Origin of the sequence: Nocardioides sp. Root151 (genome assembly GCF_001427925.1) — a bacterium.
Taxonomy (GTDB): domain Bacteria; phylum Actinomycetota; class Actinomycetes; order Propionibacteriales; family Nocardioidaceae; genus Nocardioides.
Genome location: NZ_LMGG01000008.1, coordinates 132,437 through 158,771 on the forward strand (window position 1 = coordinate 132,437; position 26,335 = coordinate 158,771).

A 26,335-nucleotide genomic window follows, 5' to 3' on the forward strand; every position below is an offset into this window, starting at 1 on the left:
ATCCGTGGGAGCGGATCGGGTGCTGCGGACGTCATGCCATCATTCGATGCATGACGACCGCAGCGCCTGAGCCCACTGCCCCTCGCGAGATCTCCACCGTCGGCGTGATCGGCCTCGGCACCATGGGTGCCGGCATCGCCGAAGTCTTCGCCCGCAACGGCTTCACCGTCATCGGTGTCGACCAGGACGACGAGGGGGTGGCGCGTGGCCGCCAGCACCTCGAGCACTCGACCGGACGCGCCGTGGCGCGCGGCAAGCTCAGTGAGACGGACCAGAAGGCCCTGCTCGACCGCATCTCGCTTGGCACCTCGATGGCCGACCTGGCGCCCGCCGACTTCGTGGTCGAGGCGGTCGTGGAGTCGCTCGAGGTCAAGAAGGCGATCTTCCGCCAGCTCGACGACATCGTCGCGCCCGACGCGATCCTGGCCACGAACACCTCGTCCCTGTCGGTCACCGAGATCTCCACGGCCAACAGCCGTCCCGGCCGTGTGGTCGGCATCCACTTCTTCAACCCGGCTCCGGTGCAGAACCTCGTCGAGATCATCCGCACGGTCGTCACCGAGGCCGACGTGCTCGAGCGGGCGAAGTCGCTGGTCGAGCAGGTGGGCAAGAACCCCGTCGTCTGCGGTGACAAGGCCGGCTTCATCGCCAACACGCTGCTCTTCGGCTACCTCAACCACGCGGTGTCGTTCTACGAGGGCAAGTACGCCTCCCGCGAGGACATCGACGCCGCCATGCGCTTCGGCTGTGGCTACCCGATGGGCCCGCTCGCTCTGCTCGACCTGATCGGCCTCGACACGGCGTACGAGATCCTGGACACGATGTACAAGCAGGGCCGCGACCGCCTGCACGCGCCGGCGCCGATCCTCAAGCAGATGGTCACCGCCGGTCTGCTCGGCCGCAAGACGGGCCGCGGCTTCTACACCTACGAGGGTCCCGACAGCTCCAAGGTCGTCGCCGACGAGCGGACCCCGTCGGCCGACAACGCGCCCCAGCTGCGCCACGACATCACGACCGTCGGCGTGGTCGGCACCGGCACGATGGCGTCCGGCATCGTCGAGGTCTTCGCGAAGAGCGGACACGACGTCCTGTACGTCGGCCGCTCCCAGGAGAAGGTCGACGGCGTCGTCGCGGGGATCACCCGCAACTTCGACAAGCAGATCCAGCGGGGCAGGGCCACCGAGGACGACAAGGCCGCAGCGCTTGCTCGCATCTCCGGCACCACGAGCCTCGACGACCTGGCCGACGTCGACCTCGTGGTCGAGGCGATCGCGGAGGACCTCGCGATCAAGACCACGCTGTTCGAGAACCTCGACGAGATCTGCAAGCCTGGTGCGATCCTGGCCACCACCACCTCGTCGCTGCCGATCATCGCGATGGCCAAGGTGACCTCGCGGCCGCAGGACGTCATCGGCATGCACTTCTTCAACCCCGCCGCGATCATGAAGCTGGTCGAGGTCGTCACGACGGTCTCCACCTCCGACGACGTGGCCGAGTCGACGCGGGCGCTGTGCGACAAGGTCGGCAAGGTGGCCGTCTCGTGTGGCGACCGGGCCGGGTTCATCGTCAACGCGTTGCTGTTCCCCTACCTCAACGACGCGGTGAAGATGCTCGAGGCGCACTACGCGACCGCCGACGACATCGACACGGCCATGAAGCAGGGCTGTGCGCTGCCGATGGGCCCGTTCGAGCTGCTCGACGTGGTCGGCAACGACGTGTCGCTGGCGATCCAGAAGGAGCTCTACCTCGAGTTCCGCGAGCCGGGCTTCGCGCCCGCGCCGCTGCTGGAGCACCTGGTCACCGCCGGCTACCTCGGCCGCAAGACCAAGCGCGGCTTCCGCGACTACTCCGCCCGATAGTCCCTGACGTTTCGGCCCCTGACGCGCGATAGTCCCTGACGTTTCGGCCCTTCCAGAGGACCGAAACGTCAGGGACTGTCTCAGTCGAGGCAGAACTCGTTGCCTTCGGGATCGGCCATCACGATGAAGCCGTTGCTCATCGGCGGGGACGGCTCGAAGCGCTTGCCGCGGGTGGCGCCCATCGCGACGAGTCGCTCGCACTCGGCCTCCAGTGCGGCCATCCGCTCCTCGGGACCGAGACCGGGCGCCGCGCGTACGTCGAGGTGCACGCGGTTCTTCGCGGTCTTCCCCTCGGTCACCCGCTGGAAGAAAAGCCGAGGCCCGTTGCCGTCGGGGTCCTCTGCCGCGGACGCGGAGTTCCACTCGCTCTCGGGTACGCCGGCCTCGGCCAGGAACTCGTGCCACGCCTCGAAGACGTCCGTGCCCTCCGACACCTCGCGACCGGGTGGGCCGGGGTTGACGTAGCCCAGTGCCGAGGCCCAGAACTGGCTCAGGGACTGGGGATCGGCGCAGTCGAAGGTGATCTGGACTGTTCGAACATCGCTCATGGCAGGCCCCTTCACTCGGCCCGGCGCCACGGCTTGAGCCACGGCGTCTCTGTCCAGCCCTCGCGCGCCGCGACCAGCTCATACATCGTTGCGCCGTCGATCGCCTCGCGGATGATGTCGGCGTGACCGGCGTGCCGGGCCATCTCCTCGATCAAATGGAGCCAGACCCAGCGCACCGACCAGTGGGCGATGTCGGTGGGGTTCCAGGGTGCGGGCGGCACCGGAACCGGGGCATCGAGGTCCACGGCGGCAATCGCCTCGAGGACCGCGGCACTCGCGTCATCGAACGCCTTCAATGCCCCGTCGACCGTGTCGCCCTCGAGCCAGGTGATCATGCGCTCGCGCTCGGCGTACTGCTCCTCCTGTGGGCGGTCGTCGACGACCGGCCCGGGCGATGCGTTCACGCTGGCCGCCCAGCTGATCTGGTTGTGCGTGGCGTGCTTGACCAACGCACCGACGCTCAGTGCGCTGGTGGTCGGCGTACGACCGGCCTCCTCGTCGGTGAGGCCGAAGATGACGGCGCGATAGGCGTCCTGTTGCTGGATGACATAGGCGCGGAGGCCGTCGCGTTCGTCGGTGACAGGGGGAGCCTGGGCGGGCATGGGATGTCCTCTCGTCGGTGGAGCACCAGTCTGTCGTCCTTTCCGGCCAGTTCCTGACCGCTATTGCGCGGACTCAGAAATCGGGCACGGACGTCGCTGTGCCGCCGGCTTCCTCGACCAGCCGCATGGCGGGCGACGCGGCCCGTCGGCCTCCAGGCGTGCCGCGACACGGGCACACCACTGCGCTGCGGTGTCAGGCATGACTCCCACGATGACGGAGCGGCCCGTCCCTGCCAAGGCAATTGCGCCCACCCCGTCGTGGTACGCCGACCGCACCGTAGCCTGTGCCCGTGACGCAGAGCGACGTGTACCTGACCGAGATGGGCGAGAGCGGGTCGCGGGTCGTGTTCTTCCACGGGCTCTTCGGCCAGGGCAAGAACTGGACGCAGGTCGCGAAGTCGCTGGCCCCCGATCACCGGGTGACGCTGGTCGACATGCCCAACCACGGGCGCTCGGCCTGGACGGAGCATCTCGACTACGTCGAGTTCGCCGACCGTCTCGCCGAGCTGTTCTCGGCCGATGACCCGGTGGTGTTGGTCGGGCACTCGATGGGCGCCAAGATCGCGATGGTGCTGGCGCTGCGCCACCCCGAGCTGGTCGAGCGGCTGGCCGTGGTCGACATGTCGCCCGTGGACTACGCGAACGGCAGCGAGTTCGGCGTGTTCATCGAGGGCATGCAGGGCATGGACCTCGACTCCCTTGAGCGGCGCTCCGACGCTGATGCGGCCCTCGAGGTCGCCGCGCCCAGCACGACCGTGCGCAGCTTCCTTCTGCAGAACCTCCGACGTGAGGGCACCGGCTGGCGCTGGCAGCCCAACCTCGAGCTGCTCGGTCGTGAGCTCGACGTGCTGGGTGGCTGGCCCGAGGACCGGCTCGGCGACGTGGCGCCGTACGAGGGTCGGGTGCTGTGGGTCGCCGGCGCCAATTCGGCGTACGTCACCGACGAGTACGCCGATGCGATGCTGCGCTGGTTCCCGCGCGCGTCGCGGGTCACGGTCAAGGGTGCCGGGCACTGGGTGCACTCCGAGCAGCCCGAGATCTTCCGGCAGGTGCTGTCCCGCTTCGTCGAGTTGGCGTAGTCCGGCGAAGGCGCCGCCTTCGACCGCAACGCTCTCGGCCGCGCCGCCGCCGGTCAGCGACGCGGCCGGAGTGTCAACCCTTGGCGATGTCGAACAGGTTGCCCTCGGGATCGGCGAGCGTCACCCACTGGAACCCGGCCTCGTCGAACTCACCCAGGCGCTTGGCGCCGAGGTCCACCGCACGGTCGACCTGTGCGGTCCACGTGGAGGAAGCCAGGTCGAGGTGCACGGCGTTCTTGCCCGGCGTCCGGTCCGGCACCTTCATGAAGACGAGGGCCGGGCTGATGCTCCCGCCCATCCCGATGCTGGCGTAGTCCACGGTCGCCTCGGGGTCGACGGGCACCTCCATGAGGGCGGACCAGAAGTCCGCGAGGGCAGCGGCGTCGCTGCAGTCGAACGTCACGGCGGCCATGGTGATGGTCATGATGAGCTCCTTGTTGTCGGGTGAAGCATGGGCGTCATGCTGACCGGAGTGGCCAGCAGATCTCGGTGCGGTGTTCGCTGGGGTGATCTGTCTCGTCGGAGCCGACCAGGTAGCGCTCCCGGATCGGGTCCGGCAGACCTTCGTCGTTGCGGGCCACGTGACTGCCCAGGGCGCCGTACGTCCGATCGAAGTCATCGAACAGCCCGACGTGCTCCGTGACGGCGAACCTGCCACCGGGGAGCTCCAGGCGGGTGACCGCGGCGTCCCCGGTCGGCTCACCGGTGGCGGCAGGAACCGGCAGGAAGGCGACCACCTCGCCGGCGTCGTCCTCGAAGAACTCGCGGGCGTACGTCGCCCCGGCCGGCCCACTCGCCTCGATGCCGAGCCGCCCCGCAGCCATCGCGAGGCGGCCGAACGTCTCGTCCGACCACTCGAAGATGTCGTCGATCGAGACAATCGCGGAGACGGCGAGCGCAGGGAGGTCGGGCACGGTGCGGTAGTCCACCGCGAGCGCCGGGCCGGGGGAGAGCAGCAGCCGCAGGGAGGCGACGACGTCCCTGGTGCGTTCGAGCTCTGTCTCCATGCGCGTGAGGTGCGCCTTGAGTGCTGCGTCGCTGGTCTCCTGGTTCGGAGCCGAGACCACCTCACGCACCTGCGCCACCGGCATGTTCAGGTCACGCAGCCGGCGGATCAGATGAGCCTGCCCGACCTGGTCGAGGTCGTACCTCCGGTAGCCGCTGCCGACGTCGATGCTGGCCGGCTCGAGCAACCCGACCTCGTGGTAGTGGTGCAGCGTCTTCACGCTGAGGTAGGTGAGTCGGGAGAACTCCCCGATGGTGACGGTGGTGGCCATGGCGACGATCAAACACCCTCCGGTCACCGGAGGGTCAAGCCTCCTGTGGGCAGGGCTCGTTCGGTGGTCCGCGGAGGCTCAGCCCTGGCGGGCCCGGTAGGCGGCGACGGCGGCCCGGTTGCCGCAGGTGGTGCTGCAGAACCGGCGCGAGCGGTTGCGGGAGAGGTCGAGCACCAGTCCGTCGCAGTCGTCGTCGGCGCAGACACCCAGGCGCGACATCTCGTCGCTGCGGACCACGTCGATCATCGCCATCGCGGTCTCCACCATGATGCGTTGCGCCCACGGCCGGTCGGGCGCGATGGCGTGCAGGTGCCAGTCCCACTCGTCGTGGCGCACCAGCTGGGGGAGTGCGCCGGCCTCGGCCAGCAGCTCGTTGACCAGCGTCGCGCTGCGGTCGCGCTCGCTGGTCAGCACCTCGCGCAGCACCGGTCGCAGGGCCCGGATGTCGTCCAGCTCCGCGCGGGTGCGCTCGTGGCGGCCGGTGTACTCCCAGGTCGTCCAGAACGCGTCGGCCTCCGCGACAGTGGTCAGGGTCTCGGGCGTGACGGCGGTGTTGACCAGGGCGACGGCGGCCTGGAGCGACACCTCCGTGTCATGAGCGAAAACCATGTTGACACCTTACACGCCTGAGCGTAGCGTCATGTGCCATGACCGCGATGACTCATGACGTCCTCACACCTGTCTCGTCATCGCGGCTCGGCTCCGGTCTCGCCTTCGCGCTGGCCTCGGCGGCGTCGTTCGGACTCTCCGGGGCCCTGGCCAAGGGCTTGCTCGAATCCGGCTGGAGCGCAGGCGCGGCGGTCACGGTCCGCGTGTCGATCGGTGCGCTGATCCTGCTGGTGCCCGCACTGCTCGCCGTACGCGGTCGCTGGCACCTGGTGCGCCGCAACGGCCTGCTGGTGGCGGCGTACGGCGTCGTGGCCGTGGCCGGTTGCCAGCTGTGCTACTTCTACGCGGTCGCGCACATGCAGGTCGGTGTCGCGCTGCTGATCGAGTACACCGCACCGGTTGCGGTCGTGGTCTGGCTCTGGCTGCGGCACGGGCACGCGCCGGGCCCGCTCACCCTGGTCGGTGCCGCCGTGGCCGCGGGAGGCCTGGTGCTGCTGCTCGACGTGGTCTCCGGTGCGTCGCTGAGTGTGGCCGGCGTGCTGTGGGCACTGGGTGCGATGATCGGCGCGGCCACCTACTTCGTGATCTCCGCCGACGAGGACAACGGACTGCCGCCGCTGGTGCTGGGCGCGGGCGGTCTCGTGGTGGGCGCCGCCTGCCTCGGCCTGGCCGGCCTCGTCGGCGTGGTGCCGATGGCCGCCTCGACCGCCGATGCGTCGTACGACGGCATGCAGGTTCCCTGGTGGGTCCCTCTCGTGCTGCTCGGCGTCGTGACCGCGGCACTGGCCTACACGACCGGCATCGCGGCCGGACGCCGACTCGGCTCGCGACTGGCCTCGTTCGTGGCCCTGACCGAGGTGATCGCCGCGATGTTCTTCGCCTGGCTGCTGCTCGACGAGCTGCCGGGCTGGCTGCAGCTGGCCGGGGGAGTGTTCGTGCTCGCCGGGGTCGTGATCGTGAAGCTGGGTGAGCCCCGGGCCGGGATCGAGGTCGGGGCCCCCGACCCGTCGTGAGTTCCCGCTGACCCGTCGCGAGTTCGCGAACTGGCGACGGGTCGATCAGAATTGACGACGGGTCGATCAGAACTGGCGACAGGTCGATCAGAATTGACGACGGGTCAGCGTTCGTCCTGACGGCGGACGAACACCTCCTGGGTGAGCAGCAGGATCGCGGCCGCGGTCGGCACGGCCATCAGGGCGCCGACCACGCCGAGCAGGCCTCCGCCGACCAGTGCCGCGATCACGGTGACCGAGCCGGGCACGCTGACCGAGCGCTGCATCACCCGCGGGTAGATCACGTAGTTCTCGAGCTGTTGGTAGAGCGCGTAGTAGACCAGGCAGGCGATGCCGACGCCCGGCGAGATCGTGAACCCGATCGCCGACACGATCAGCATGGCGATCGTGGCACCGACCATCGGGATCAACGAGAGCAGACCGACCACGAACGACAACGCGACGGCGTACTCGCCCAGGCCCACGATGAACAGGAACACCAACGAGGCGAGTGACGCGCAGACCGCGACGACGAAGGCGCCGGAGACGTAGCCGCCGATGCCCTGGAGCACTCGGTCGCCCAGGCGGGTGACCCGGTCGCGACGCGAGGCGGGCGCGAGGCGGTAGAACGCGGCCTTGGTCTTCGGCAGCGACGCCAGGAAGTAGAGCGTCAGCACGATCACGATGAACGCGTTGAGCAGCGCCGAGAGGACCGCGAGGCCGAAGCCGAGCACACCACCGAAGGCGCGCTGCGCGAGGTTCCCGTCCTCGATGTACTCCTTGGCCTTCTGGATGAGGTCGTAGTCCTCGTTCCACTTCTGGACCCGCTTGTTCTCCTGCAGCTGGTCCAGCCAGTGGGGTGCGTTGCTGGTCAGCGCGGCGACCTGCTCGCTGATCACCGGCACGATCGCCGAGATGAACAGGCCGATCGCGATCAGCACGATCACGATCACCGACAGCACGGCCATCGAGCGCCGCATGCCGCGTCGCTCGAACCACTCGACGAGCGGGTTCAGGCCGGCCGCCAGGAACATCGAGACCACGACCAGGACCAGCGTCGAGCCGATCGCCAGCACCTGCTGTCCGAGCCAGTACGCCGTCAGCAGGCCGAGGCCGCCGAAGAAGCCGATGTAGTACGGCGAGTGCCCGATCGGCGGACCCGGCTGGCCGAGGTGCCGCTCACCGATGTGGTGCTTCTCCAGATGCTCCTCGACCTCGTCCTCGGCCAGCTCGGCTCGCTCGGCAGCGTCCTCCGCGCGCTCGGCAGCCACGGCGGCGACCTGCGCCGCGTCGTCGACCCCGTCATCCAGGTCAGGGCTGTGATCCCCGTGATGGGCCATGGATGCGCTCAGTCGTCGAAGCCGGCGACGACGTCGCGGAGTGCGCCGAGCTGGGCGGTGATCGCGTCGCGACGCTTCGTCATGCGGTCGACCTCGGCGCGCACGGCGGCCAGCTCACGGTCGGCGTCGGCCTGTCCGGACGCGGTCAGGCTCTCCGCCTGGCTGCGGGCCGAGGCGACGATCTGCTCTGCCTCACGACGGGCTCGGGTGAGCAGGGCGTCGGACTCGGACTGTGCCTGCTGGCGGTGGGTCGCGGCCTGGGCGCTGGCCTCGGTGGCGCGCTCCTCGGCGGCCACGGCACGCTGCTCGGCCTCCTCGACCAGGCGACGCGTCTCGGCGGTGGCGTTCGAGTGGTGGTCGGCGGCCTCCTTGGCCAGCCGCTCCTTCTCGACCGCGAGCGTGCGCCGGGCCTCCTGCACCTCACGGTCGGCGGCGGCGCGGGACTTCTCCGCCTCACGGGCGGCGCTCACCTTGGCGTCGTTGCTCTCCTGCGTGGCGGCCAGGCGCAGCTGGTCGGCCTCGCGCTTGGCAGCGGCGCGCAGGTCGTTGGCCTCGGTGCGGGCCAGGGCGCGCTCCTGCTCCGCGTCGGCGATCAGGCGGGTGCGCTGCTCGTCGAGCTCGGCGAGCTGGACTGTGCGCATGTCCTCGGCCTCACGGGTGGCGTCGGAACGGATCGCCTTGGCGTCCTTGGTGGCCTGGGCACGGATCTCCGTGGCCTCGCGAATGGCCTGGAGGCGGATGTCCTCGGCCTCCTCCTCGGCCAGGCGGAGCAGCTCGTTCGCGCGGCCGCCGAGTCCGGCGTACGACGGCGCCTCGACCTCGGAGACCTGCTTGCGCAGGCCGGCCAGCTCGGACTCCAGCTCGATGACCCGCTTCTCGGACGCGCCGAGGCTGTTGCCGAGGCCGGCCTTCTCGTTGGTCAGCTGGGAGAGTAGGGAGTCGACGGCGGCCTGGTCGTAGCCGTTGCGTCGTACGACGGGAAGCGTGGGAAGGCGGGACTGGCCGGGCGAGGAGGGCGCCTGGGAGGGGTTCGGGTTGCTGACCAGGCTTCCGGAAGGACGAACCGCGGCCTGCGAGGGCGCGGTGGGCTGGGCCGGGACCTGCGCGGCGGGACGGGCGGACTGTGCCGGCGCCTGCGTGGCGGAGTCCTGCCTGGCCGAGGGCTGGCCGGCGGGTTGGGCTGCCGGGCGGACCGTGGTGCTCGTCCGGATCGGCTTCGCCGCCGTCTCGGGGGGCGAGGACTTCTCATCACTCTCGCGCTTCACCACGGGGAGCACCTGCGTGGCGTCGTCGGCGCCCTCGGGCGCGCCGCCCTTGGTCGGCTCCTCGTCGAAGATGGACAGGCCGTCGTCGCTGCTCATGGGGTTCTTTCCTCCGTCAGTGGTGATGCGTCCCGGGTTGCGTGCCAAGTGTGGCTGATGGACGAAAAAGAACACACCCCGGCTCGCGCAGTTTGCGCGAACCGGGGTGTGATTTGGTCGATCAGATGCCGCGGAAGGCGTTGATCTTCGTCAGGTGCTTCTCGCGGAGCTCGTTGTTGAGCACGCCCAGGCCCTCTTCCGGGGAGAGTGCGAGGACGCCGACCTTCCCCTGGTGCTTGTTGTGGTGCACGTCCAGGGCGGCCTGGCCGACCTGGTCGAGGGTGTAGGTGCGCGACAGGGTGGGGTGGATCTTGCCCTGGGCGATGAGGCGGTTTGCCTCCCACGACTCGCGGTAGTTGGCGAAGTGGGAGCTGATGATGCGCTTCAGGTTCATCCACAGGTAGCGGTTGTCGTACTCGTGCATGTAGCCCGAGGTCGAGGCACAGGTGGTGATCGTGCCGCCCTTGCGGGTCACGTACACCGAGGCGCCGAACGTCTCGCGGCCCGGGTGCTCGAAGACGATGTCGATGTCCTCGCCACCGGTGAGCTCACGGATCTTGGCTCCGAAGCGCTTCCACTCCTTCGGGTCCTGCGCGGTGCCCTCGTCGTTCCAGAACTTGTAGGCCTCTTCGGAGCGGTTGATGATCAGCTCGGCGCCCATGCTGCGGGCGATCGCGGCCTTCTCCTCGTTGGAGACGACACACACGGGGGTGGCGCCGCCGTTGAGGGCGTACTGCGTGGCGAAGCCGCCGAGGCCACCGGACGCGCCCCAGATCAAGACGTTGTCGCCCTGCTTCATCTGGCCGCCGTTCTTCGAGACCAGCTGGCGGTAGGCGGTGGAGTTCACCAGGCCGGGGGAGGCAGCCTCTTCCCAGGTGAGGTGCTCGGGCTTGGGCATCAGCTGGTTCGACTTGACCAGGGCGACCTCGGCGAGGCCACCGAAGTTGGTCTCGAAGCCCCAGATGCGCTGCTCGGGGTCGAGCATCGAGTCGTTGTGGCCGTCGGCGCTCTCCATCTCCACCGAGAGGCAGTGGGCGACGACACGGTCGCCGGCCTTCCACTTGGTCACGCCGGCGCCGGTCTTCAGCACGACGCCCGAGAGGTCGGAGCCGACCACGTGGTAGGGCAGGTCGTGGCGCTTGGTGAGCTCGGAGAGGCGGCCGTAGCGCTCGAGGAACCCGAAGGTCGAGACCGGCTCGAAGATCGAGGTCCACACGGTGTTGTAGTTGATCGCCGAGGCCATGACTGCGACGTACGCCTCACCGGGGCCGAGCTCGGGGAGCGCGACGTCCTCGACGTGGAGGGACTTGCGGGGGTCCTTCTCCTTGCTGTCGATGCCCTCGAACATGCCGACCTCGTCCTTGTGGACGGTGACCGCCTTGTAGGACTCGGGCAATTCGAGGTTGGCGAAGTCCTCGGAGGTGGTGTCACCGGCGAGGATTGCGTCAAGAATGTGCTGCACGGAGGAACTCCCTGATCAGTTCAGTGGTGCGGATTTCGGCCCAAGATAGCGGTCGTTAACCGCCAGTAGTGACGGATGAGACGGACGTCTCAGACGTGGTCGGACGCGGCAGCAGGCTCGACGAGCTCGACGAGCACGCCGCCGGCGTCCTTGGGGTGGATGAAGTTGACCCGCGAGTTCGACGTACCCCGCTTGGGGGCGTCGTACAGCAGGCGCAGGCCACGCTCACGCAGGATCGCGGCGACCTGCTCGACGTCGGTGACCCGGTAGGCGAGCTGCTGCAGCCCGGGGCCCGAGCGGCCGAGGAACTTCGCGATCGTCGACTCGTCATTGAGCGGCGCCAGCAGCTGGATGCACGAGCCCGAGTCGCCGACGCCGACCATGGCCTCCCGCACGCCCTGCTCCTCGTTGACCTCCTCGTGCACGACCTTCATGCCGAAGTTGTCGCGGTAGTAGGCGGTCGCCACGTCGAGGTCGGGTACGGCGATGCCGACGTGGTCGATGGCGATGAACAGGTGCTCGGGGACTTCCAGTGGTGCGGTCATGGGTCCATGGTCGTACGAAACGGTGGAGAGAGCGTGACGACGTCCACATCCGGGACACATGTTGCCGACGGGTAGGTCGGGGATAGGCTCGAAAGCATTCCATTCGTGTTTGACGCAGGAGGAACAACCATGTCGTCCGTCATCGTCGCAGGGGCCCGTACGCCCGTCGGCCGCCTTCTCGGTGGTCTCAAGAGCCTGAGCGCTGCCGATCTCGGTGGCGTCGCCATCAAGGGCGCCCTGGAGAAGGCCGGCGTCGCCGGCGACCAGGTCGACTACGTGATCATGGGCCAGGTCATCCAGGCCGGTGCCGGGCAGATCGCCGCGCGCCAGGCCGCGGTCAAGGGTGGCATCCCGATGGACGTCCCCGCGATCACCATCAACAAGGTGTGCCTCTCCGGCATCAATGCCATCGCGCTGGCCGACCAGCTGATCCGCGCCGGTGAGCACGACATCGTCGTGGCCGGCGGCATGGAGTCGATGACCCAGGCCCCGCACCTGCTGCCGAAGTCCCGCGAGGGCTTCAAGTACGGCGACACGTCGCTGGTCGACTCGATGGCGTACGACGCGCTCTACGACCAGTTCACCGACCAGGCCATGATCAACCTCACCGACAGCCACAACGTCGCCGGCGCCAAGCTGACCCGCGAGGAGCAGGACGCCTTCTCCGCCCAGTCGCACCAGCGTGCCGCGCTGGCCTGGAAGAACGGTGTCTTCGACGACGAGGTCGTCCCGGTCACGATCAAGTCCCGCAAGGGTGACGTCACGGTCAGCCAGGACGAGGGCATCCGTGGCGACACGACCACCGAGTCGCTGGCCGGCCTGCGTCCGGTCTCCAAGGACGGCACGATCACCGCCGGCTCCGCCTCGCAGATCTCCGACGGCGCCGCCGCGGTCATCGTGATGAGCAAGGCCAAGGCCGAGGAGCTCGGCCTCGAGTGGCTCGCCGAGATCGGCGCCTCCGGCCAGGTCGCCGGCCCCGACTCCACGCTGCAGCTGCAGCCGGCCAACGCGATCGCCAAGGCTGCCGAGAAGGAGGGCATCGCGGTCTCCGACATCGACCTCTTCGAGCTCAACGAGGCGTTCGCGGCCGTCGGCATCGAGTCGGGTCGCCAGCTCGGCGTCTCCGACGACAAGATCAACGTCAACGGTGGCGCCATCGCCATCGGCCACCCGGTCGGCATGTCGGGCACCCGCATCGTGCTGCACCTCGCGCTGGAGCTCCAGCGCCGTGGTGGCGGCACCGGTGCCGCCGCCCTGTGTGGCGGCGGCGGTCAGGGCGACGCCCTGATCATCAAGGTCCCCGCGAAGGCCTGACTTGGTCTCCACACCTGACGCAGCGACGGCCGGCCGACCCCGTGGTCGGTCGGCCGTTGCCGTCCCCGAGCTCGTCGAGAAGGCCCGCACGGGGGACCCGCGCTCGGTCGGGCGCCTCATCTCCCTGGTCGAGGACGAGTCCCCGCTGCTGCGCGAAGTGATGGCTCTGCTGGCGCCGCACTCGGGCCGGGCGAGGATCGTCGGCATCACCGGCTCCCCGGGGGTCGGCAAGTCCACGACCACCAGCGCCCTGATCACCGAGCTGCGTGGTGCCGGACAGCGGGTCGGCGTACTCGCCATCGATCCGTCGTCGCCGTTCTCCGGCGGCGCGCTGCTCGGCGACCGCGTCCGCATGCAGGACCACGCGACCGACCGCGACGTCTTCATCCGTTCGATGGCCTCGCGCGGCCATCTCGGCGGTCTGTCGTGGAGCACTCCGCAGGCGATGCGGGTGCTCGACGCGTCGGGCTTCGACACGATCGTGGTCGAGACCGTCGGCGTGGGCCAGAGCGAGGTCGAGATCGCCGGCCTCGCGGACACCACGATCGTGCTGCTCGCGCCGGGCATGGGCGACGGCATCCAGGCCGCGAAGGCCGGGATCCTCGAGATCGGTGACCTCTACGTGATCAACAAGGCCGACCGCGACGGGGCCAGCACCGTACGCCGCGACCTGCGCGGCGCGCTCGCCCTGTCGCAGCGGCCCGAAGGCGCGTGGAAGCCGCCGATCCTGATGACCACGGCGCAGAACGGCGAAGGCCTGGCCGAGGTGGTCACCGCGATCGACGAGCACCACGCCTGGTTGGAGTCCACAGGGGAGCTGTTGCGGCGGCGTACCCGCCGTGCCCGCGAGGAGATCGAGGCGATCGCGTTGACCGCACTGCGCCAGAGATGGGGCGGCATCAGCGACCGGCGTACCGAGCTCGACACCCTGGCCGCCCGGGTGGCCGGTGGCGCCAGTGACCCGTGGGCCGCGGCCGACGAGCTCCTGGCCACGCACCTGGAATGACGCGCCCGGGCGCGCCTCCGCGACACGCGGCGGCGGAGTTGCCACAATGACCGGGCATGCGTTTCCGACGCGCGCAGACGCACGCCCCGACGATTCACCTGAGGATGGAGATTGAGATGGACGCCAAGAAAGGCGTACTCGCCGTCGTCGTCCTGTTCATCGGCTTCTACATGTTCAAGGACCCCAGCGGCCTCGCCGAGCTGGCCAGCGCCGGCGCCGGTGAGGGATGGGCCCTGACGACGCAGCTCTTCGAGGCGACGATCCGCTTCCTCAACGAGTTGTTCTAACGGTCATGGGGTTGACCAAGGCCCTCACGGACCCGAACATCCGCAAGCACCTCCTCCGCGAGGAGGGCGAGGTGATCGTGGACGAGGTCATGCACCACTGGATCGTCTACACCCTGCCGGTGCTCGAGGTCCTGGCTGCGATCGGGCTGCTGGTGGTCTTCCCGTTCATCGACCTCGACCTCGCCTGGTTCCCGTTCCTGCTCGCCTTCGTGATCCTGGCCCACGCCGCCTGGAAGACGCTGGCGCACTTCCGCGACCGCTTCGTGATCACCAACATGCGGGTCTTCCGGGTCCACGGCGTGCTCAGCCAGCACCTGGCCACCATGCCGCTGAGCCGGATTCTCGACATCACCGTGGTCAAGCCCTTCCAGGGCCGCATCATCGGCTACGGCCACTTCGTCTTCGAGTCCGCCGCCCAGGAGCAGGGCCTGCGCGACATCCGCTTCGTCGGCCAGCCCGACCAGCGCGACCTGTCGATCCAGCGGGTCGTCCAGCGTTCCGGCCTCCGCGGCCCGAAGGTCAACTAGGTCCGCCCATGCCCCTTCCCTTCGACCCGATCGACGAGGCCGCCCGTCAGTGGGGGCTGCGCTGGAGCGACCAGACGGCGATGCACGCGGTCACCTCGCTGATGCGCGTGCAGCAGCTGGTGCTGGCCCGTCTCGACGCGATCCTCAAGCCCCACGGGCTCACCTTCGCCCGCTACGAGGCGCTGGTGCTGCTGACCTTCTCCTCCCGCGGGTCGCTGCCGCTGGGCAAGATGGGGGAGCGCCTGCAGGTGCACCCGACCTCGATCACCTCGATCATCAATCGCCTGGTCGCCTCGGAGCACGTCGTACGCCGTCGGCACCCCGATGACGGGCGCACGGTCCTCGCCGAGATCACCGAGACCGGCCGGGCCGTCGTCGAGGCGGCCACGGCCGACCTGATCGCGGCCGGCTTCGCCCTCGAGGCGCTCTCCGACGACGAGCTCACCCAGCTGTCGGCGTTGCTGCGTCCGGTCCGCAATGCGGCCGGGGACTTCTGATCGGTGGATTCCGGCCAGATCTGGGTAGGGTGCCGGGCGTGATCGTGATCCCGGGTTCCGTCGTACGCCGCACGGCCGCGCTCGCGCTGGTGGGCATGGTCGCTCTGGCGCCGGCTGCCAGTGCCGATCCCGGCGATCCGGTCGACCTCGGCGGCACACCGGTGGGGACGAGCACCGACGACCGCAAGCCGACCGTCGTCGAAGCAGGCTTGTGGAGCACTAAGTTCGAGCCCGGTGAGGCGTTCGTGCACGAGCTTGCGTACGAACGGACGGCCAGGTTCACCTCGGTGCACACTTCGGTCACGGCGACGCCGCTGTCTTCCGGAGAGTCGATCAAGCTCGAGGCCTTCGGGCTGAACGGCACTTCCTGCGGAAGCGAGACCGCGAGCGCTGACTACGCGGCGCCGTTCACGGCGATCGGGGTCGACCTCGAGGTCGGTCCGGACGGGGCGACCGATCTCAACTCCGACTGCCTCCGGGCGGACAGGCTCCGGTTCACGGTCGGGCCGTCGAGCACGACGCGTGAGAGCAAGACCGAGTTGCCGATGACGATCAAGGTTGTCGAGGAGAGTCCGCTCAAGGATGCCGACACGGCTGTCGACACGCTTCCGGCGCCACCGGAGACGGAGGCGTCGTTCCGGGCGCCGGCCGACGGCGACGACCGCGGGACCGTCGAGGGCGCGACGTCGTTCGACGAGGCGCCCCTGCTCAACTCGGGCACCTACGATTCCACCGTCACCGAGGGCGAGCAGCGGCTCTACCGGGTGCACCTCGAGTGGGGCCAGACCCTGGCCGCGGCGCTGCACGTCGACGCCCTGTCCGAGAGTGACCTCGAGCAGAAGTTCGGCATCTCGGGGCCGACCGTCTACCTGGGTGTCTACAACCCGATGCGCCGCGACCTCGACTCGGCCTACTCCGACTCCGATGTCGAAGGATCAGTCGACGACACGGCGCTCGATCTCGACACCGGTGTCGGCCCGGTGCGCTACCTGAACCGCTACGACGACCAGAACACCTACCTGCCCGGCGACTACTACGTGAGCGTCGTCGTACCGGAGGAGACCGCCTCCGAGCGTGGCCCTGCGGAGATCGAGTTCGCGCTCACCGTCGAGGCACAGGGCGACATCGCCGGTGCCCCGACGTACGCCGAGGACCAGCCCTTCCTGGTCGGCGACGGCAAGCGGTCGGAGGTGGCCTCGGGCAACCCCGCACCCGAGCCGGACGGTGCCGGCTGGCTCTCGGCCCGCCACGTCTCCGGGCTCGGCATCGGCCTGGCCGGTCTGGTCTGCCTCGCCCTCGGCGCCCTGCGCCTGCGTCGCCCCTGACACGAACCTGCAACTGTTGCGCTTCGACCCGGCAGTTCTTGACGTACGGAGAGCGCAAGAACTGCCCGCTCGCGCATCAAGGACTGCAGGTTCGTGGGATCAGGTGAGCAGCAGCCAGGCGCCCACGAGTACGGCGACCAGGCCCACCACCAGCAGGACGTACGCCGGGAGCCGTGAACCCACCTGGGCCGGCGCCACGGGCTGGACCCGCGTGGCCGCACCGTGGTCGACGCGCGTGCCGGGGGCCGGGCGATGGTCGACGCGGGTCGCCGGCGCCGTGCCGTGGTCGAGCCGGGTCGAGGCGGACGTGTCGGTCGGGGAGCCGGGCAACGTCGTGGCCAGCCCGTCGAAGTGGTCGCGCACGGTGACGGTCTCGCCGGCTGCCGCGGGCAGGGTGTCGAGGCGCAGGGCGGCCAGATCGGCCCGCATGTCGGCGGCGGACGCGGGGCGTTGCACGGGGTCCTCGTCGCAGGCCCTGGCCAGGAGGTCGAGCAGGGCGTCGCGGTTGTCGTCGTCGGTGCGCAGCGCGTCGACGTCGAGGCCGGGGGAGTCGGCGGTGGGGCGCACACCGGTGAGCATCTCGATGCCGACCCGACCGACCGAGTAGAGGTCGGAGCGGAAGTCGGGGTCGGCGCCGCGCCACTGCTCCGGGGCCATGTAGCCGGGGCTGCCGATCACCATCGAGGCCCGGGTCATCCGCGGTTCGTCGAGCGGTGCGGCGATGCCGAAGTCGGTCAGTCGTACGTGCGGCCGGCCGCCGCCGGTGGGCTCGAGCAGCAGGTTCGCCAGCTTCACGTCGCGGTGCACGATGCCGGCACCGTGCACGGCCTCGAGCGCCTGCAGGGTCTGGTCGACGAGGAGGGCCACCCAGCGCACGGGCAGGGCGCCGAACTGCTTGAGGAGGTCGGCCACGGACCCGCCACGGACCAGCGGCATGGTGAAGAGCACGCGGTCGTCCATGCCGGCCCACGACTGGGGCGTGACCACGTGGAGGTGGTCGATGCGCATGGACTGCTCGCGCACGAAGCGCAGCAGCGATGCCGCATCGGACTGGCGCAGGATCTTGGCCGCCTTGACCTGGTGGTCGGCACGGTCGAGGACGCACCACACCGTGCCCATGCCGCCCATGGCGATCGGGTCGAGGAGTTCGTACCGGCCTGCGAAGACTTCACCCACGCGGGAGACCCTACCCAGCGAGTCAGTAGGCCATGCGGGCGCCGCCGGCGCCGCTGCCGTTGACCATGAGGGTCTGGCCGGTGATGAACGCTGCGCCTGTGCTGGCCAGGAAGAGCACGGCACTGCCGACGTCCTGGAGGGTGCCGGTGCGCTGGGTGCGGGTGCGGGTGAGCAGGGGCCCGGACTGCCGGTCGATCTGGACCCGCAGCTGGCTCTGCCTCGGGACCATGACGGTCGAGGCGACGCCGTTGACGCGCACGCCGTTGGGTGCCCAGGCGGCGGCAAGGCGGGCCGTGCTGTTGAGCATCTCCTGGTGGGCGTTGGCCGGTCCGACCGCCATCTCGCACCAGCGACGCACGTAGTGGGTGTTGATCACCGATCCGCCGCCGCGCATGGTGCTCTCTCCGAGCCGGTGGCGCAGGCGGTGCGTCAGCTGGCTCGGGCCGAGCAGACCCAGGCGCACCGATTCGGAGACGAACTCCTGCTCGTGCACGTCGCTGGAGTGCGGAACGCGGGCGCTCGCCGCGTTGACCACGATGTCGACATCGCCGACCTGCTCCGCCACGCGCACGATCGAGTCGTGGCTGGTCAGGTCGAGACGCAGGTAGGAGAACGCGTCGAGGTTGACGTCGTACGCCGAGGTCAGCGACTGGGTGCCGGTCACCGTGACGCTGGCGCCGTATCGAGAGAAGTTGCGGGCCACCAGGTTGCCGAGTCCACGGGTGCCGCCGACCACGAGCACGCGTCGCCCGGTGAAGTCGTACGACGGGGCAGCCACGTGTTCTCCTCCCGAGAAACGATGACGACAAGGGGTGGGTGGTCGGGCGCGGGCAGGAGCAGTCACCGCGTTCGGTGCGTTGTGGATCGCACGAGAGGTGTACTACCGGGTAGCCGGCCGGGCCGCGGCCCATCATTGCAGAAAACCCCGGCATTCGCAGAGTCGGCCGAGTAGGGTGTCGGCGTTCAGGGCGAGGACGGGTGCAAGGGCAGGGTGTGCGGGCTGTGTCGAGGCTGGTGAGTGCCCTGTTCGCGATGCTCGTGGGGTTGTCGGTGGCACTTCCGGGCCACGCCGCAGCAGACGACGACACGCTGCCAGTCTGGGTCTCCGCCGCATCCCCGGATGCTGGCCGCAGCCATCTTGACCGCACGGCCGACCGGACCCGGACCGTCCCGGCGTACCTGCCGACGTACCGCCGCGACCGTGTCGTCCCGGTGTTCTCGGTGCGCTTCCGGGCCTCGGCCGGCGAGCGGCGCTACGTGGCCACCAAGGTGGTGGCCGAGCAGGGCCGCACGACCCCCGACCAGTTGCTGCTCGCCTCCCTCTCCCTCACGTGTACGCCGACCGCGGCCGGCGTACGCACGGCGGGAGCCTCCCGCAACGTGATGCGCGGCCACGCGACCGGTCTGGTGGCGCGGTTCGTCTACGTGGCGCCGACGACGGGCGACGTGGTCTGTCGGGCGTGGGCCAGCGGGCTGCGACCGCGACCGACGTCCTCCGGCTACCAGAGCGCGAACACGTGGCAGGTCGGTCGCACCTCGCGGCTCTGGGTGTCGGCCGTGGTGCCGTGGTGGAACCGCAGCGTGTCCACCTCGCGGCGCTCGCGCGTGCTGCGGGCCGGTGAGGGCCTGTCCGTACGCCGGGTCGTGGGGGTGGGCAGCGAGGCCACGACGTTCGAGGTGGCTGCCGACCACAAGGTGACCACGTGCTCGGCCGTGGGGGGCAGCCGCGACTCCAGCACCGCTGGCCGTGAGCTGTGCTCGGGACGGGTCAGTCGCAGCGGGTCGGGTGTGCGCCTGGTCGTCCGGGCCCTCCAGGAAGCCCGCCGCGGCGCCCGGTGCGGCGTCGCGAGGACCGTGGTGGACCATCTCTCGTGGGTGGCCGCCGACGTCCACCACAGCACCGTCTCCGGAGCCGGCCGGGTGCGGGTGAGCCACGCCAGCGGATGCCTCCCGACGTTCGTGATCACCTCCCGGATCGGACACCGGCGCGGCGCCGACCTCGTGGTCCACGCGCCTTCCTACAGGGGCACGATCGTCAGCCGTTGAGTCATCGGGGAAGATGGTCCCCATGAGTCAACAGCCGTTCTCCCGTCCTGGTGCGATCGACCTCTCCGGGCTGCGCCGTCCGGCAACCCCGCCCGCCGGATCGTCGGGCGCCGGCGCCCCCGGTTCCTCGGGTGGCGCTGCCGGCGCCTACTCGGTCGAGGTCTCCGAAGCGAACTTCCAGTCGGTGCTCGAGTCGTCGATGACTGGTCCGGTCGTCCTCGTCTTCCACTCACCGGGCCAGTCGCCGGAGAGCACGACCTACGCCCGCGACGTGGCCGCGGTGACGGGCGAGTACGACGGCCGTTTCCTCGCCGGTCTCGTCGACATCGACGCGTCCCCCCAGATCGCCCAGGCGATGCAGATCCCGCAGGTGCCGCTGATGCTCGTCATCATCGACGGTCGCCCGGCCAGCCAGCCGATCCCCGGCGCCCTCGGCGCCGACGAGCTCCGAACCCTCTTCAACCAGCTGGCCCAGCAGCTCACCGCCCAGGGCATCACCGGCCGCCACCAGCCGCTCCCGGCCACCGGTGCCGAGGGTGACGAGGACGCCGAGCCCGAGGCCGACCCCCGCTACGCCGCCGCACAGGACGCGCTCGGCGAGGGCAACATCGACCTCGCGGTCGAGGAGTACCAGAAGCTCGTCGACGCCAATCCGGCCGACGTCGAGGCCGCCGCAGGACTGGCGATGGCGAAGGTGCTCCAGCGCACCCAGGGCGTCGACCTGAACACCGCGCGCGAGGCCGCGGCGTCCGCTCCCGATGACGTCGACGCGCAGACCCTGGTCGCCGACCTCGACATGCTCGGCGGGCACGTCGACGACGCTTTCAACCGGCTGGTCGACCTGGTCCGGCGTACCTCCGGTGCCGAGCGCGACAAGGCCCGCACCCACCTGCTCGGGCTGTTCGCCGCGGTGGGCAACGAGGACTCGCGAGTGATCCGGGGTCGGCAGAACCTGGCTTCCGCGCTCTTCTGACCTGGGTCCGGCATCGGATTCTTCCCGGCACTTGCGCGGTGGTGTGGTCGGTTCGCCCGTGGCAGGACGCGTGTGGAGCGACCACGGCCCCGCGTTACTGCGGGGGAGCGGGCGACGGTCAGGGGTGGCCGGACTCGGTGTACGCCGATCCGGTGTCACCCGCGTTGGCCAGCGTGGCCGCCACCCGCCGATGGGTGAAGTCGGCGGCCCGCTCCTGGATCTCGTCGAGAGTGAGGAAGGCAGCCTCCCGGATCTCGCGTGCCTCGAGAACCATGCCGTCGACCAGGGATGCGTCGTGCACGCCACCGTCGAAGACCAGGCAGACCGCGTCGTCCCAGCCCGACCACGGCGGCAGCCAGTCGGTGAGCAGCAGCTTCCCGGCGGGGATGTCGACGCCGAGCTCCTCGGCCAGCTCGCGTGCGGTGGCCAGGCGCGGTGACTCGCCGACCTCGACCACGCCCCCGGGCAGGTCCCAGTCCTTCTTGTAGGTCAGCCGGCACATCAGGACCCTGCCCGCGTCGTCGCGGACCAGCATCTGGCCGATCGCCCGCTTGCGTGGCAGGAACGAATTGAGCATCGCCCGGAAGCCCGCGCCGTCGGTCAGCGGCGGGTCGTCGGCCAGCCGGGCGAGTACGACGAACTCGCCGTCGGCGTCGCGACGTACGCCCTCGCGCCGCAGGCCCGACCAGGTGGCGACCCGGAGCCCGGCGTCGTCGTCGACGTGCACGTGGGCCTCGACGCGATGGTGCTCCTCGAGGGCGCCGTTGACGCCGGCGGTGACTGTCTCGATCGCTTCGGTGAGGGAGAGCTCGCGCAGGCCGGGGCCCCAACTGATCCGTGCGGCGCCGTCAGAGGTGGTCTCGACGACGACGGCCACGGCGGTCGGCTGCTCGGTCACGGCGCCACCCTATCCATCCCTCACCAACCCGCACTTCTTGCGTCGCGAACTGGCACTTGTTGCGCCTCGAACCGCCAAGCCCTGCGGTCCTTGACGGCGCCGGACGTGCAGGTTCGCGACGCAAGAATCCGCGGCTCGCCCATGGCGGAATCTAGGTAGTCACGCAACACCGTCTTGGTTTGTCTGCTTGGAGAGTAACTCGTCGAGGACTTCGGCCGGTGTTCGGAATCCGTGGCGTTTGCGGGGCCGGGAGTTGAGTTCGCTGGCGTAGTTGTCGAGCAGTCCGGCACCGTGGAAGGAGAGGTCGGTGCCTTTGGGCATGTACTGGCGGAGCAGGCCGTTGATGTTCTCGTTCGAGCCCCGTTGCCACGGCGAGTGCGGGTCGGCGAAGTAGATGTCCAAGCCGGTCGCCTCAGCGATCTGCGCGTGGTTGCACATCTCGCGGCCCTGGTCCCAGGTCAGCGACAACCGCAGCTGCTCGGGCAGGGTGGTCATCTTGGCGACGAGGGCGTTCTGCACCTCCAAGGCGCTGTGCCCGTTGGGCAGATGCAGCAGCATCACGAACCCGCTGGCGCGTTCGACAACCGTGCCCACAGCACTGTTGGATGCCTTCGACCCCAGGATCAGGTCACCTTCCCAGTGACCGGGCACGTCACGCTTCTCGACCTCCTCGGGGCGGTCGCTGATCATGATCATGTCGGGGATCCGACCGCGGCGTTCCGCCTCGTTGCGGCGGGGCTTGCGCATCCACCGTCCGGTCCGCAGGTGCTTGGTGAGCTCTCGTTTGAGGCCGCCACGGGCCTGGATGTAGAGCGACTGGTAGATCGTCTCGGCGCACACGTGCATCTCCGGGTCGTCGGGGAAGTCGCGTCTGAGTCTGCCAGCGATCTGGGCCGGGCTGTCGTGCCGCTCGAGTCCCTCCTGCACCGCGCTGCGAAGCCGCAGGTTCGTGGCCAGCTTCGATCGCCGTGGACCCCGCCGTGCCTTGTCGGCCGCACGCTGACCTGCCGAGGCACGGTACCCACGACTGACCGTGTCCCCCCGATCGAGTTCTCGACCGATCGTGGAGCGATCTCGATCCAGCCGCCGGGCGATCTCGGCCGGACACACCCCCTGGGCATCGAGGTGCATGATCTCCTCACGCTCGGCCTCGCAGAGATAGCGGCCCTTGGGTTCAGCAACCGGGAATGGGTTCACCCCGCCAGCCTGCTCGAAGACCTCCGCGCCCCACGTGCGCGACGCACCCACAGCGACCGCTGCTTCCTCCACCGAGCACCCTGCCCGGATGCCCTGCCAAAACCGACGACGAACCTCGATCGACTTCGTCACAACAACCCCTTCGCTTAACGGGGTGTTGCGTCACTCTCTAGATCTCGCCCATCAAGAATCCACGGTTCGCGCATCAAGAATCCACGGTTCGCGCATCAACAATTGCAGGCTCGTGGGGGTCAGGCGGGGTGCAGGTCGCCGGTGCGGGTGAGGGTGAGGAGGAGGTCGTGGGCGCGGGCGGCGACCGGGTTCTCGCCGGCGCGGCCGGCCAGGTCGACCAGCGCCCAGAGGTCCGCGGCCCGGGCCAGCTCGAGCAGCCGGGCGCTGTGGATCCGCCCCGTACCAGCGTTGACGGTGCCGTCGTCGCTGGTTCCGGCACCGCCGTCCTCGCGGCCGGGGAGGCCGTCGATCTCGACGGTGTCGAGGAGCGACTCGACGAACGCGGGAGAGTGCTCGAAGCGCAGCAGGTTGCCGAGGTCGGTCACCGGCAGGCCGGCGTGCGCGAACTCCCAGTCGAGCACGCCGGTGACCTCACCCGTCCCGGGGTCGACGAGCAGGTTCTTCGGGTTGAAGTCGCTGTGCACCAGGCAGCGCCGGGCGATCGGGTCGAGCAGGTCCTGGGCGTGATCGGCGAGCGCGAACAGCCTGTCGAGGTCCTCCGGCGCCCAGGCCTCCAGTGCCGAGCCGGGGACGACGTGCTCGACGAACGTGCGCAGGTCGGCGGCCCCAGCCCCGAAGGAGCCGATCCGCAGGTCCGCGTCGACGAACGGACCGCCGCGCAGGAACGGCATCCGGGTGAGCCGGGTCAGCACGTCGCCGAGGTGGACGCCGATCCTGCCCTGCAACGTCTCGTCGGCGTCGGCCAGCACGAGGTCGAGCCGCTCGCCGGGCAGGAACGAGGTGACCAGGATGCCGGGGACGTCGCCCACCGGGTCGGGTCGGCGTACCTCCAGGACCTCGGGCACCGGCAGCAGTCCGCGCACCAGGCGCAGGACGGCGGCGTCGATGTCGACCGCGTCCGGCCCGCGTTGTGCCGACCGCGCCGCGAGGATGCGTACGACGACCTTCTCCCCGCCGCTCGTGCCGAGGAAGGTCTCGCCACTGTGCCCGCCCTCGAGCGGTGTGAGTCCGGCGTCGAACAAGTCAGGATTCCTCGTCGCGGCGCAGCCAGATCGTGGCCAGGGGCGGCACCACGACGGTGGTGCGGGCCGGCTGGCCGGACCACTCCCCGACGACCGCCTCGACCCGGCCGAGGTTGCCGACACCGGAGCCGCTGTAGGCGGTGGCGTCGGTGTTCAGCACCTCGTGCCAGTCGCCGGCGGCAGGCATGCCCAGCACGTAGTCGTGGTGCGGGACCGGTGAGAAGTTGGTGACACAGACGACGTCGGGCCCGTTGTTCGCACGCCGGACGAACGAGAAGACGTTGCGCTGCGCGTCGTTGGCGTCGATCCACGCGAAGCCGGCCGGGTCGTGGTCGAGCGCGAACAGGGCGGGGGAGTCGCGGTAGACGCCGTTGAGGTCGCGGACCAGGTCGTGCATGCCGCGGTGCTCCACGTGGTCGAGCAGCCACCAGTCGAGCTCACGCGCCTCGGCCCATTCCGACTCCTGGCCGAGCTCGCACCCCATGAACAGCAGCTGCTTGCCGGGGTGGGCCCACTGCAATGCCAGGTAGGCGCGCAGGTTGGCCAGCTGCTGCCACCGGTCGCCGGGCATCTTGCGCAGCAACGAGCCCTTGCCGTGCACGACCTCGTCGTGCGAGAGCGGCAGCACGTAGTTCTCCGCGTAGGCGTAGACCATCGGGAACGTGAGCTGCCCGTGGTGGTGCACGCGGTGGATCGGGTCCTGCTGCACGTAGGCGAGGGTGTCGTGCATCCATCCCATGTTCCACTTGAACCCGAACCCGAGCCCGCCGTCGGAGGTGGGCTGGGTGACCCCGGGCCAGGCGGTCGACTCCTCGGCCACCATCATCACGCCGGGCACCCGCCGGTAGACCGTGGCGTTGAGCTCCTGGAGGAACTGCACGGCCTCGAGGTTCTCGCGCCCGCCGTGCACGTTGGGGGTCCACTCGCCCGGCTCGCGGGAGTAGTCGAGGTAGAGCATCGACGCCACCGCGTCGACCCGGAGGCCGTCGGCGTGGAACTCCTCGAGCCAGTAGAGCGCACTGGCGACCAGGAAGTTGCGCACCTCGTTGCGGCCGAAGTCGAAGATGTAGGTGCCCCACTCGGGGTGCTCGCCGAGCGACGGGTCGGGGTGCTCGTAGAGCGGCGTGCCGTCGAAGCGGGCCAGCGCGAACTCGTCCTTCGGGAAGTGCGCCGGCACCCAGTCGAGCAGGACGCCGATGCCCGCCTGGTGGAAGCGGTCGACCAGCAACCGAAGCCCGTCGGGGTCACCGAACCGTGCGCTCGGCGCGTAGTAGGAGGTCACCTGGTAGCCCCAGGAGCCGCCGTACGGGTGCTCCATCACCGGCAGCAGCTCGACATGGGTGAAGCCGAGACCGCGCACGTAGGCCACCAGCTCGTCGGCCAGCTCGGCGTAGTCGAGCATCTCGGAACCGTGCTTGCGCCACGACCCGAGGTGCACCTCGTAGACCGACATCGGCTCCTCGGTGTGCCGCTGCTGCGCGCGCTGCCGCATCCACTGGTCGTCGCCCCAGGCGTACGCCGAGGTGGTCACCTTCGACGCGGTCTGCGGCGGCACCTCGGTGGCGAAGGCGAGCGGGTCGGCCTTCTCATGCCACTGGCCGTCGGGACCGAGCAGGGCGAACTTGTACGTCGCACCGTCGCCCACGTCGGGCAGGAAGATCTCCCACACCCCCGACCTGCCGAGCTGGCGCATCGGGGTGGACCGGCCGTCCCAGCCGTTGAAGTCGCCGATCAGGCGCACGCCGCGGGCGTTGGGCGCCCAGACCGCGAACGACGTGCCGGTCACGCCGCTGTCGTAGCGGCGTACGTGGGCGCCGAGCGCCTGCCACAGCTGCTCGTGACGCCCCTCGTTGATCAGGTGCAGGTCGGTCTCGCCCAACGTCGGCAGGTAGCGGTAGGGGTCGTCGTACGTCGTGGGCTCGCCGCCGTCGTAGGCCACCGCGATCCGGTAGTCGGGGATTTCGGAGACCGGCAGCTCGCCGACCCAGACGCCCGCGTGCTCATGCGCGAGTGCGGTGCGCTCCTGTCCGTGCAGCACCTCGACGGACGAGGCGAGCGGGCGCAGCACCCGCACCGTCACCGCGCCCTCGTGGGGGTGGGCGCCCAGCACTGCGTGCGGGTCGCCGTGACCGCCGCTGACCAGCAGCTCGAGCTCGGTGTGGTCGATCGGTCGGACCGGCACGGTGGACCTCCTCGGTTCG

Annotated in this window: 26 protein-coding genes; 11 read left to right on the plus strand and 15 right to left on the minus strand. The window is 69.8% G+C overall.

Annotated elements, in window-relative coordinates:
- Positions 1-50: 50 nt before the first annotated feature.
- Entirely contained in the window at positions 51-1,859 is a 1,809-nt protein-coding gene (locus ASD66_RS23435; RefSeq protein WP_056892432.1) for a 3-hydroxyacyl-CoA dehydrogenase family protein, read from the plus strand.
- An 80-nt stretch (positions 1,860-1,939) separates the two neighbouring features.
- Here ASD66_RS23435 and ASD66_RS23440 read toward each other — a convergent pair whose 3' ends face one another.
- Positions 1,940-2,407 (minus strand): VOC family protein, encoded by a 468-nt coding sequence (locus ASD66_RS23440; RefSeq protein ID WP_056892433.1) that lies wholly within the window; start codon positions 2,405-2,407, stop codon positions 1,940-1,942.
- Between the two features lie 11 nt (positions 2,408-2,418).
- On the minus strand, positions 2,419-3,009 hold the full coding sequence (locus ASD66_RS23445) for a DinB family protein (RefSeq protein ID WP_056892434.1): 591 nt from the start codon (positions 3,007-3,009) through the stop codon (positions 2,419-2,421).
- Between the two features lie 290 nt (positions 3,010-3,299).
- On the opposite strand from ASD66_RS23445, the gene ASD66_RS23450 reads away from it, so the two are divergent.
- Positions 3,300-4,088 carry an alpha/beta fold hydrolase gene (locus ASD66_RS23450; protein WP_235530238.1) on the plus strand — a complete coding sequence of 263 codons (789 nt, stop codon included), beginning with the start codon at positions 3,300-3,302 and terminating at the stop codon, positions 4,086-4,088.
- Positions 4,089-4,161: 73 nt separating this feature from the next.
- Here ASD66_RS23450 and ASD66_RS23455 read toward each other — a convergent pair whose 3' ends face one another.
- From ASD66_RS23455 to ASD66_RS23465, 3 genes are all read right to left on the minus strand, one after another.
- Entirely contained in the window at positions 4,162-4,512 is a 351-nt protein-coding gene (locus ASD66_RS23455) for a VOC family protein (RefSeq protein WP_056892435.1), read from the minus strand.
- A 34-nt stretch (positions 4,513-4,546) separates the two neighbouring features.
- The gene (locus ASD66_RS23460; protein WP_056686796.1) at positions 4,547-5,365 is read right to left on the minus strand and encodes a MerR family transcriptional regulator; all 819 of its coding nucleotides are present in this window, start codon (positions 5,363-5,365) and stop codon (positions 4,547-4,549) included.
- A gap of 78 nt (positions 5,366-5,443) precedes the next feature.
- On the minus strand, positions 5,444-5,974 hold the full coding sequence (locus ASD66_RS23465; RefSeq protein ID WP_056686496.1) for a CGNR zinc finger domain-containing protein: 531 nt from the start codon (positions 5,972-5,974) through the stop codon (positions 5,444-5,446).
- Between the two features lie 38 nt (positions 5,975-6,012).
- On the opposite strand from ASD66_RS23465, the gene ASD66_RS23470 reads away from it, so the two are divergent.
- A complete protein-coding gene (locus ASD66_RS23470; protein ID WP_056892436.1) occupies positions 6,013-6,987 on the plus strand; it encodes an EamA family transporter in 975 nt (324 codons plus the stop codon).
- A gap of 104 nt (positions 6,988-7,091) precedes the next feature.
- Here ASD66_RS23470 and ASD66_RS23475 read toward each other — a convergent pair whose 3' ends face one another.
- From ASD66_RS23475 to mce, 4 genes are all read right to left on the minus strand, one after another.
- Positions 7,092-8,306, minus strand: coding sequence for an AI-2E family transporter (locus ASD66_RS23475; RefSeq protein WP_082599702.1), 1,215 nt, complete (start codon positions 8,304-8,306; stop codon positions 7,092-7,094).
- 8 nt (positions 8,307-8,314) lie between these two features.
- Complete coding sequence (locus ASD66_RS23480; protein ID WP_056892437.1) at positions 8,315-9,667, minus strand: hypothetical protein; 1,353 nt, start codon at positions 9,665-9,667, stop codon at positions 8,315-8,317.
- A gap of 121 nt (positions 9,668-9,788) precedes the next feature.
- Positions 9,789-11,129 carry a crotonyl-CoA carboxylase/reductase gene (gene ccrA / locus ASD66_RS23485; RefSeq protein WP_056892438.1) on the minus strand — a complete coding sequence of 447 codons (1,341 nt, stop codon included), beginning with the start codon at positions 11,127-11,129 and terminating at the stop codon, positions 9,789-9,791.
- 89 nt (positions 11,130-11,218) lie between these two features.
- The gene (gene mce / locus ASD66_RS23490; RefSeq protein ID WP_056892439.1) at positions 11,219-11,674 is read right to left on the minus strand and encodes a methylmalonyl-CoA epimerase; all 456 of its coding nucleotides are present in this window, start codon (positions 11,672-11,674) and stop codon (positions 11,219-11,221) included.
- A gap of 129 nt (positions 11,675-11,803) precedes the next feature.
- Between mce and ASD66_RS23495 the strand changes: the two genes are divergently transcribed.
- The 6 genes from ASD66_RS23495 to ASD66_RS23515 all read left to right on the plus strand — a co-directional run bounded on the left by ASD66_RS23495 (position 11,804) and on the right by ASD66_RS23515 (position 16,630).
- Complete coding sequence (locus ASD66_RS23495) at positions 11,804-12,988, plus strand: acetyl-CoA C-acetyltransferase (protein WP_056892440.1); 1,185 nt, start codon at positions 11,804-11,806, stop codon at positions 12,986-12,988.
- Between the two features lies 1 nt (position 12,989).
- Positions 12,990-13,994: a methylmalonyl Co-A mutase-associated GTPase MeaB gene (meaB, locus tag ASD66_RS23500; RefSeq protein WP_056892441.1), complete on the plus strand. Its 1,005-nt coding sequence runs from the start codon at positions 12,990-12,992 to the stop codon at positions 13,992-13,994.
- Positions 13,995-14,110: 116 nt separating this feature from the next.
- Positions 14,111-14,281: a hypothetical protein gene (locus ASD66_RS24620; RefSeq protein WP_156388880.1), complete on the plus strand. Its 171-nt coding sequence runs from the start codon at positions 14,111-14,113 to the stop codon at positions 14,279-14,281.
- Positions 14,282-14,286: 5 nt separating this feature from the next.
- Complete coding sequence (locus ASD66_RS23505) at positions 14,287-14,808, plus strand: PH domain-containing protein (protein WP_056686514.1); 522 nt, start codon at positions 14,287-14,289, stop codon at positions 14,806-14,808.
- 8 nt (positions 14,809-14,816) lie between these two features.
- Positions 14,817-15,305: a MarR family winged helix-turn-helix transcriptional regulator gene (locus ASD66_RS23510; protein ID WP_056686517.1), complete on the plus strand. Its 489-nt coding sequence runs from the start codon at positions 14,817-14,819 to the stop codon at positions 15,303-15,305.
- Positions 15,306-15,343: 38 nt separating this feature from the next.
- Positions 15,344-16,630: a hypothetical protein gene (locus tag ASD66_RS23515; protein WP_056892442.1), complete on the plus strand. Its 1,287-nt coding sequence runs from the start codon at positions 15,344-15,346 to the stop codon at positions 16,628-16,630.
- A 99-nt stretch (positions 16,631-16,729) separates the two neighbouring features.
- Here ASD66_RS23515 and ASD66_RS24625 read toward each other — a convergent pair whose 3' ends face one another.
- The gene (locus ASD66_RS24625) at positions 16,730-17,806 is read right to left on the minus strand and encodes a serine/threonine-protein kinase (protein ID WP_056892443.1); all 1,077 of its coding nucleotides are present in this window, start codon (positions 17,804-17,806) and stop codon (positions 16,730-16,732) included.
- Between the two features lie 22 nt (positions 17,807-17,828).
- Complete coding sequence (locus tag ASD66_RS23525) at positions 17,829-18,584, minus strand: SDR family NAD(P)-dependent oxidoreductase (RefSeq protein WP_056686527.1); 756 nt, start codon at positions 18,582-18,584, stop codon at positions 17,829-17,831.
- A 236-nt stretch (positions 18,585-18,820) separates the two neighbouring features.
- On the opposite strand from ASD66_RS23525, the gene ASD66_RS23530 reads away from it, so the two are divergent.
- Complete coding sequence (locus tag ASD66_RS23530; protein ID WP_156388881.1) at positions 18,821-19,852, plus strand: hypothetical protein; 1,032 nt, start codon at positions 18,821-18,823, stop codon at positions 19,850-19,852.
- A 22-nt stretch (positions 19,853-19,874) separates the two neighbouring features.
- Positions 19,875-20,825, plus strand: coding sequence for a tetratricopeptide repeat protein (locus tag ASD66_RS25590; protein ID WP_056892445.1), 951 nt, complete (start codon positions 19,875-19,877; stop codon positions 20,823-20,825).
- A gap of 118 nt (positions 20,826-20,943) precedes the next feature.
- Here the strand turns inward: ASD66_RS25590 and ASD66_RS23540 are convergent, their stop codons facing one another.
- The 4 genes from ASD66_RS23540 to glgB form a co-directional block, all read right to left on the minus strand.
- Positions 20,944-21,723, minus strand: coding sequence for an NUDIX domain-containing protein (locus tag ASD66_RS23540; RefSeq protein WP_056892446.1), 780 nt, complete (start codon positions 21,721-21,723; stop codon positions 20,944-20,946).
- 159 nt (positions 21,724-21,882) lie between these two features.
- Positions 21,883-22,920, minus strand: coding sequence for an IS30 family transposase (locus ASD66_RS23545; protein ID WP_156388882.1), 1,038 nt, complete (start codon positions 22,918-22,920; stop codon positions 21,883-21,885).
- Positions 22,921-23,171: 251 nt separating this feature from the next.
- Complete coding sequence (locus ASD66_RS23550) at positions 23,172-24,134, minus strand: phosphotransferase (RefSeq protein ID WP_056892447.1); 963 nt, start codon at positions 24,132-24,134, stop codon at positions 23,172-23,174.
- Between the two features lies 1 nt (position 24,135).
- A complete protein-coding gene (gene glgB, locus ASD66_RS23555; protein ID WP_056686541.1) occupies positions 24,136-26,316 on the minus strand; it encodes a 1,4-alpha-glucan branching protein GlgB in 2,181 nt (726 codons plus the stop codon).
- Between the last annotated feature and the right edge of the window lie 19 nt (positions 26,317-26,335).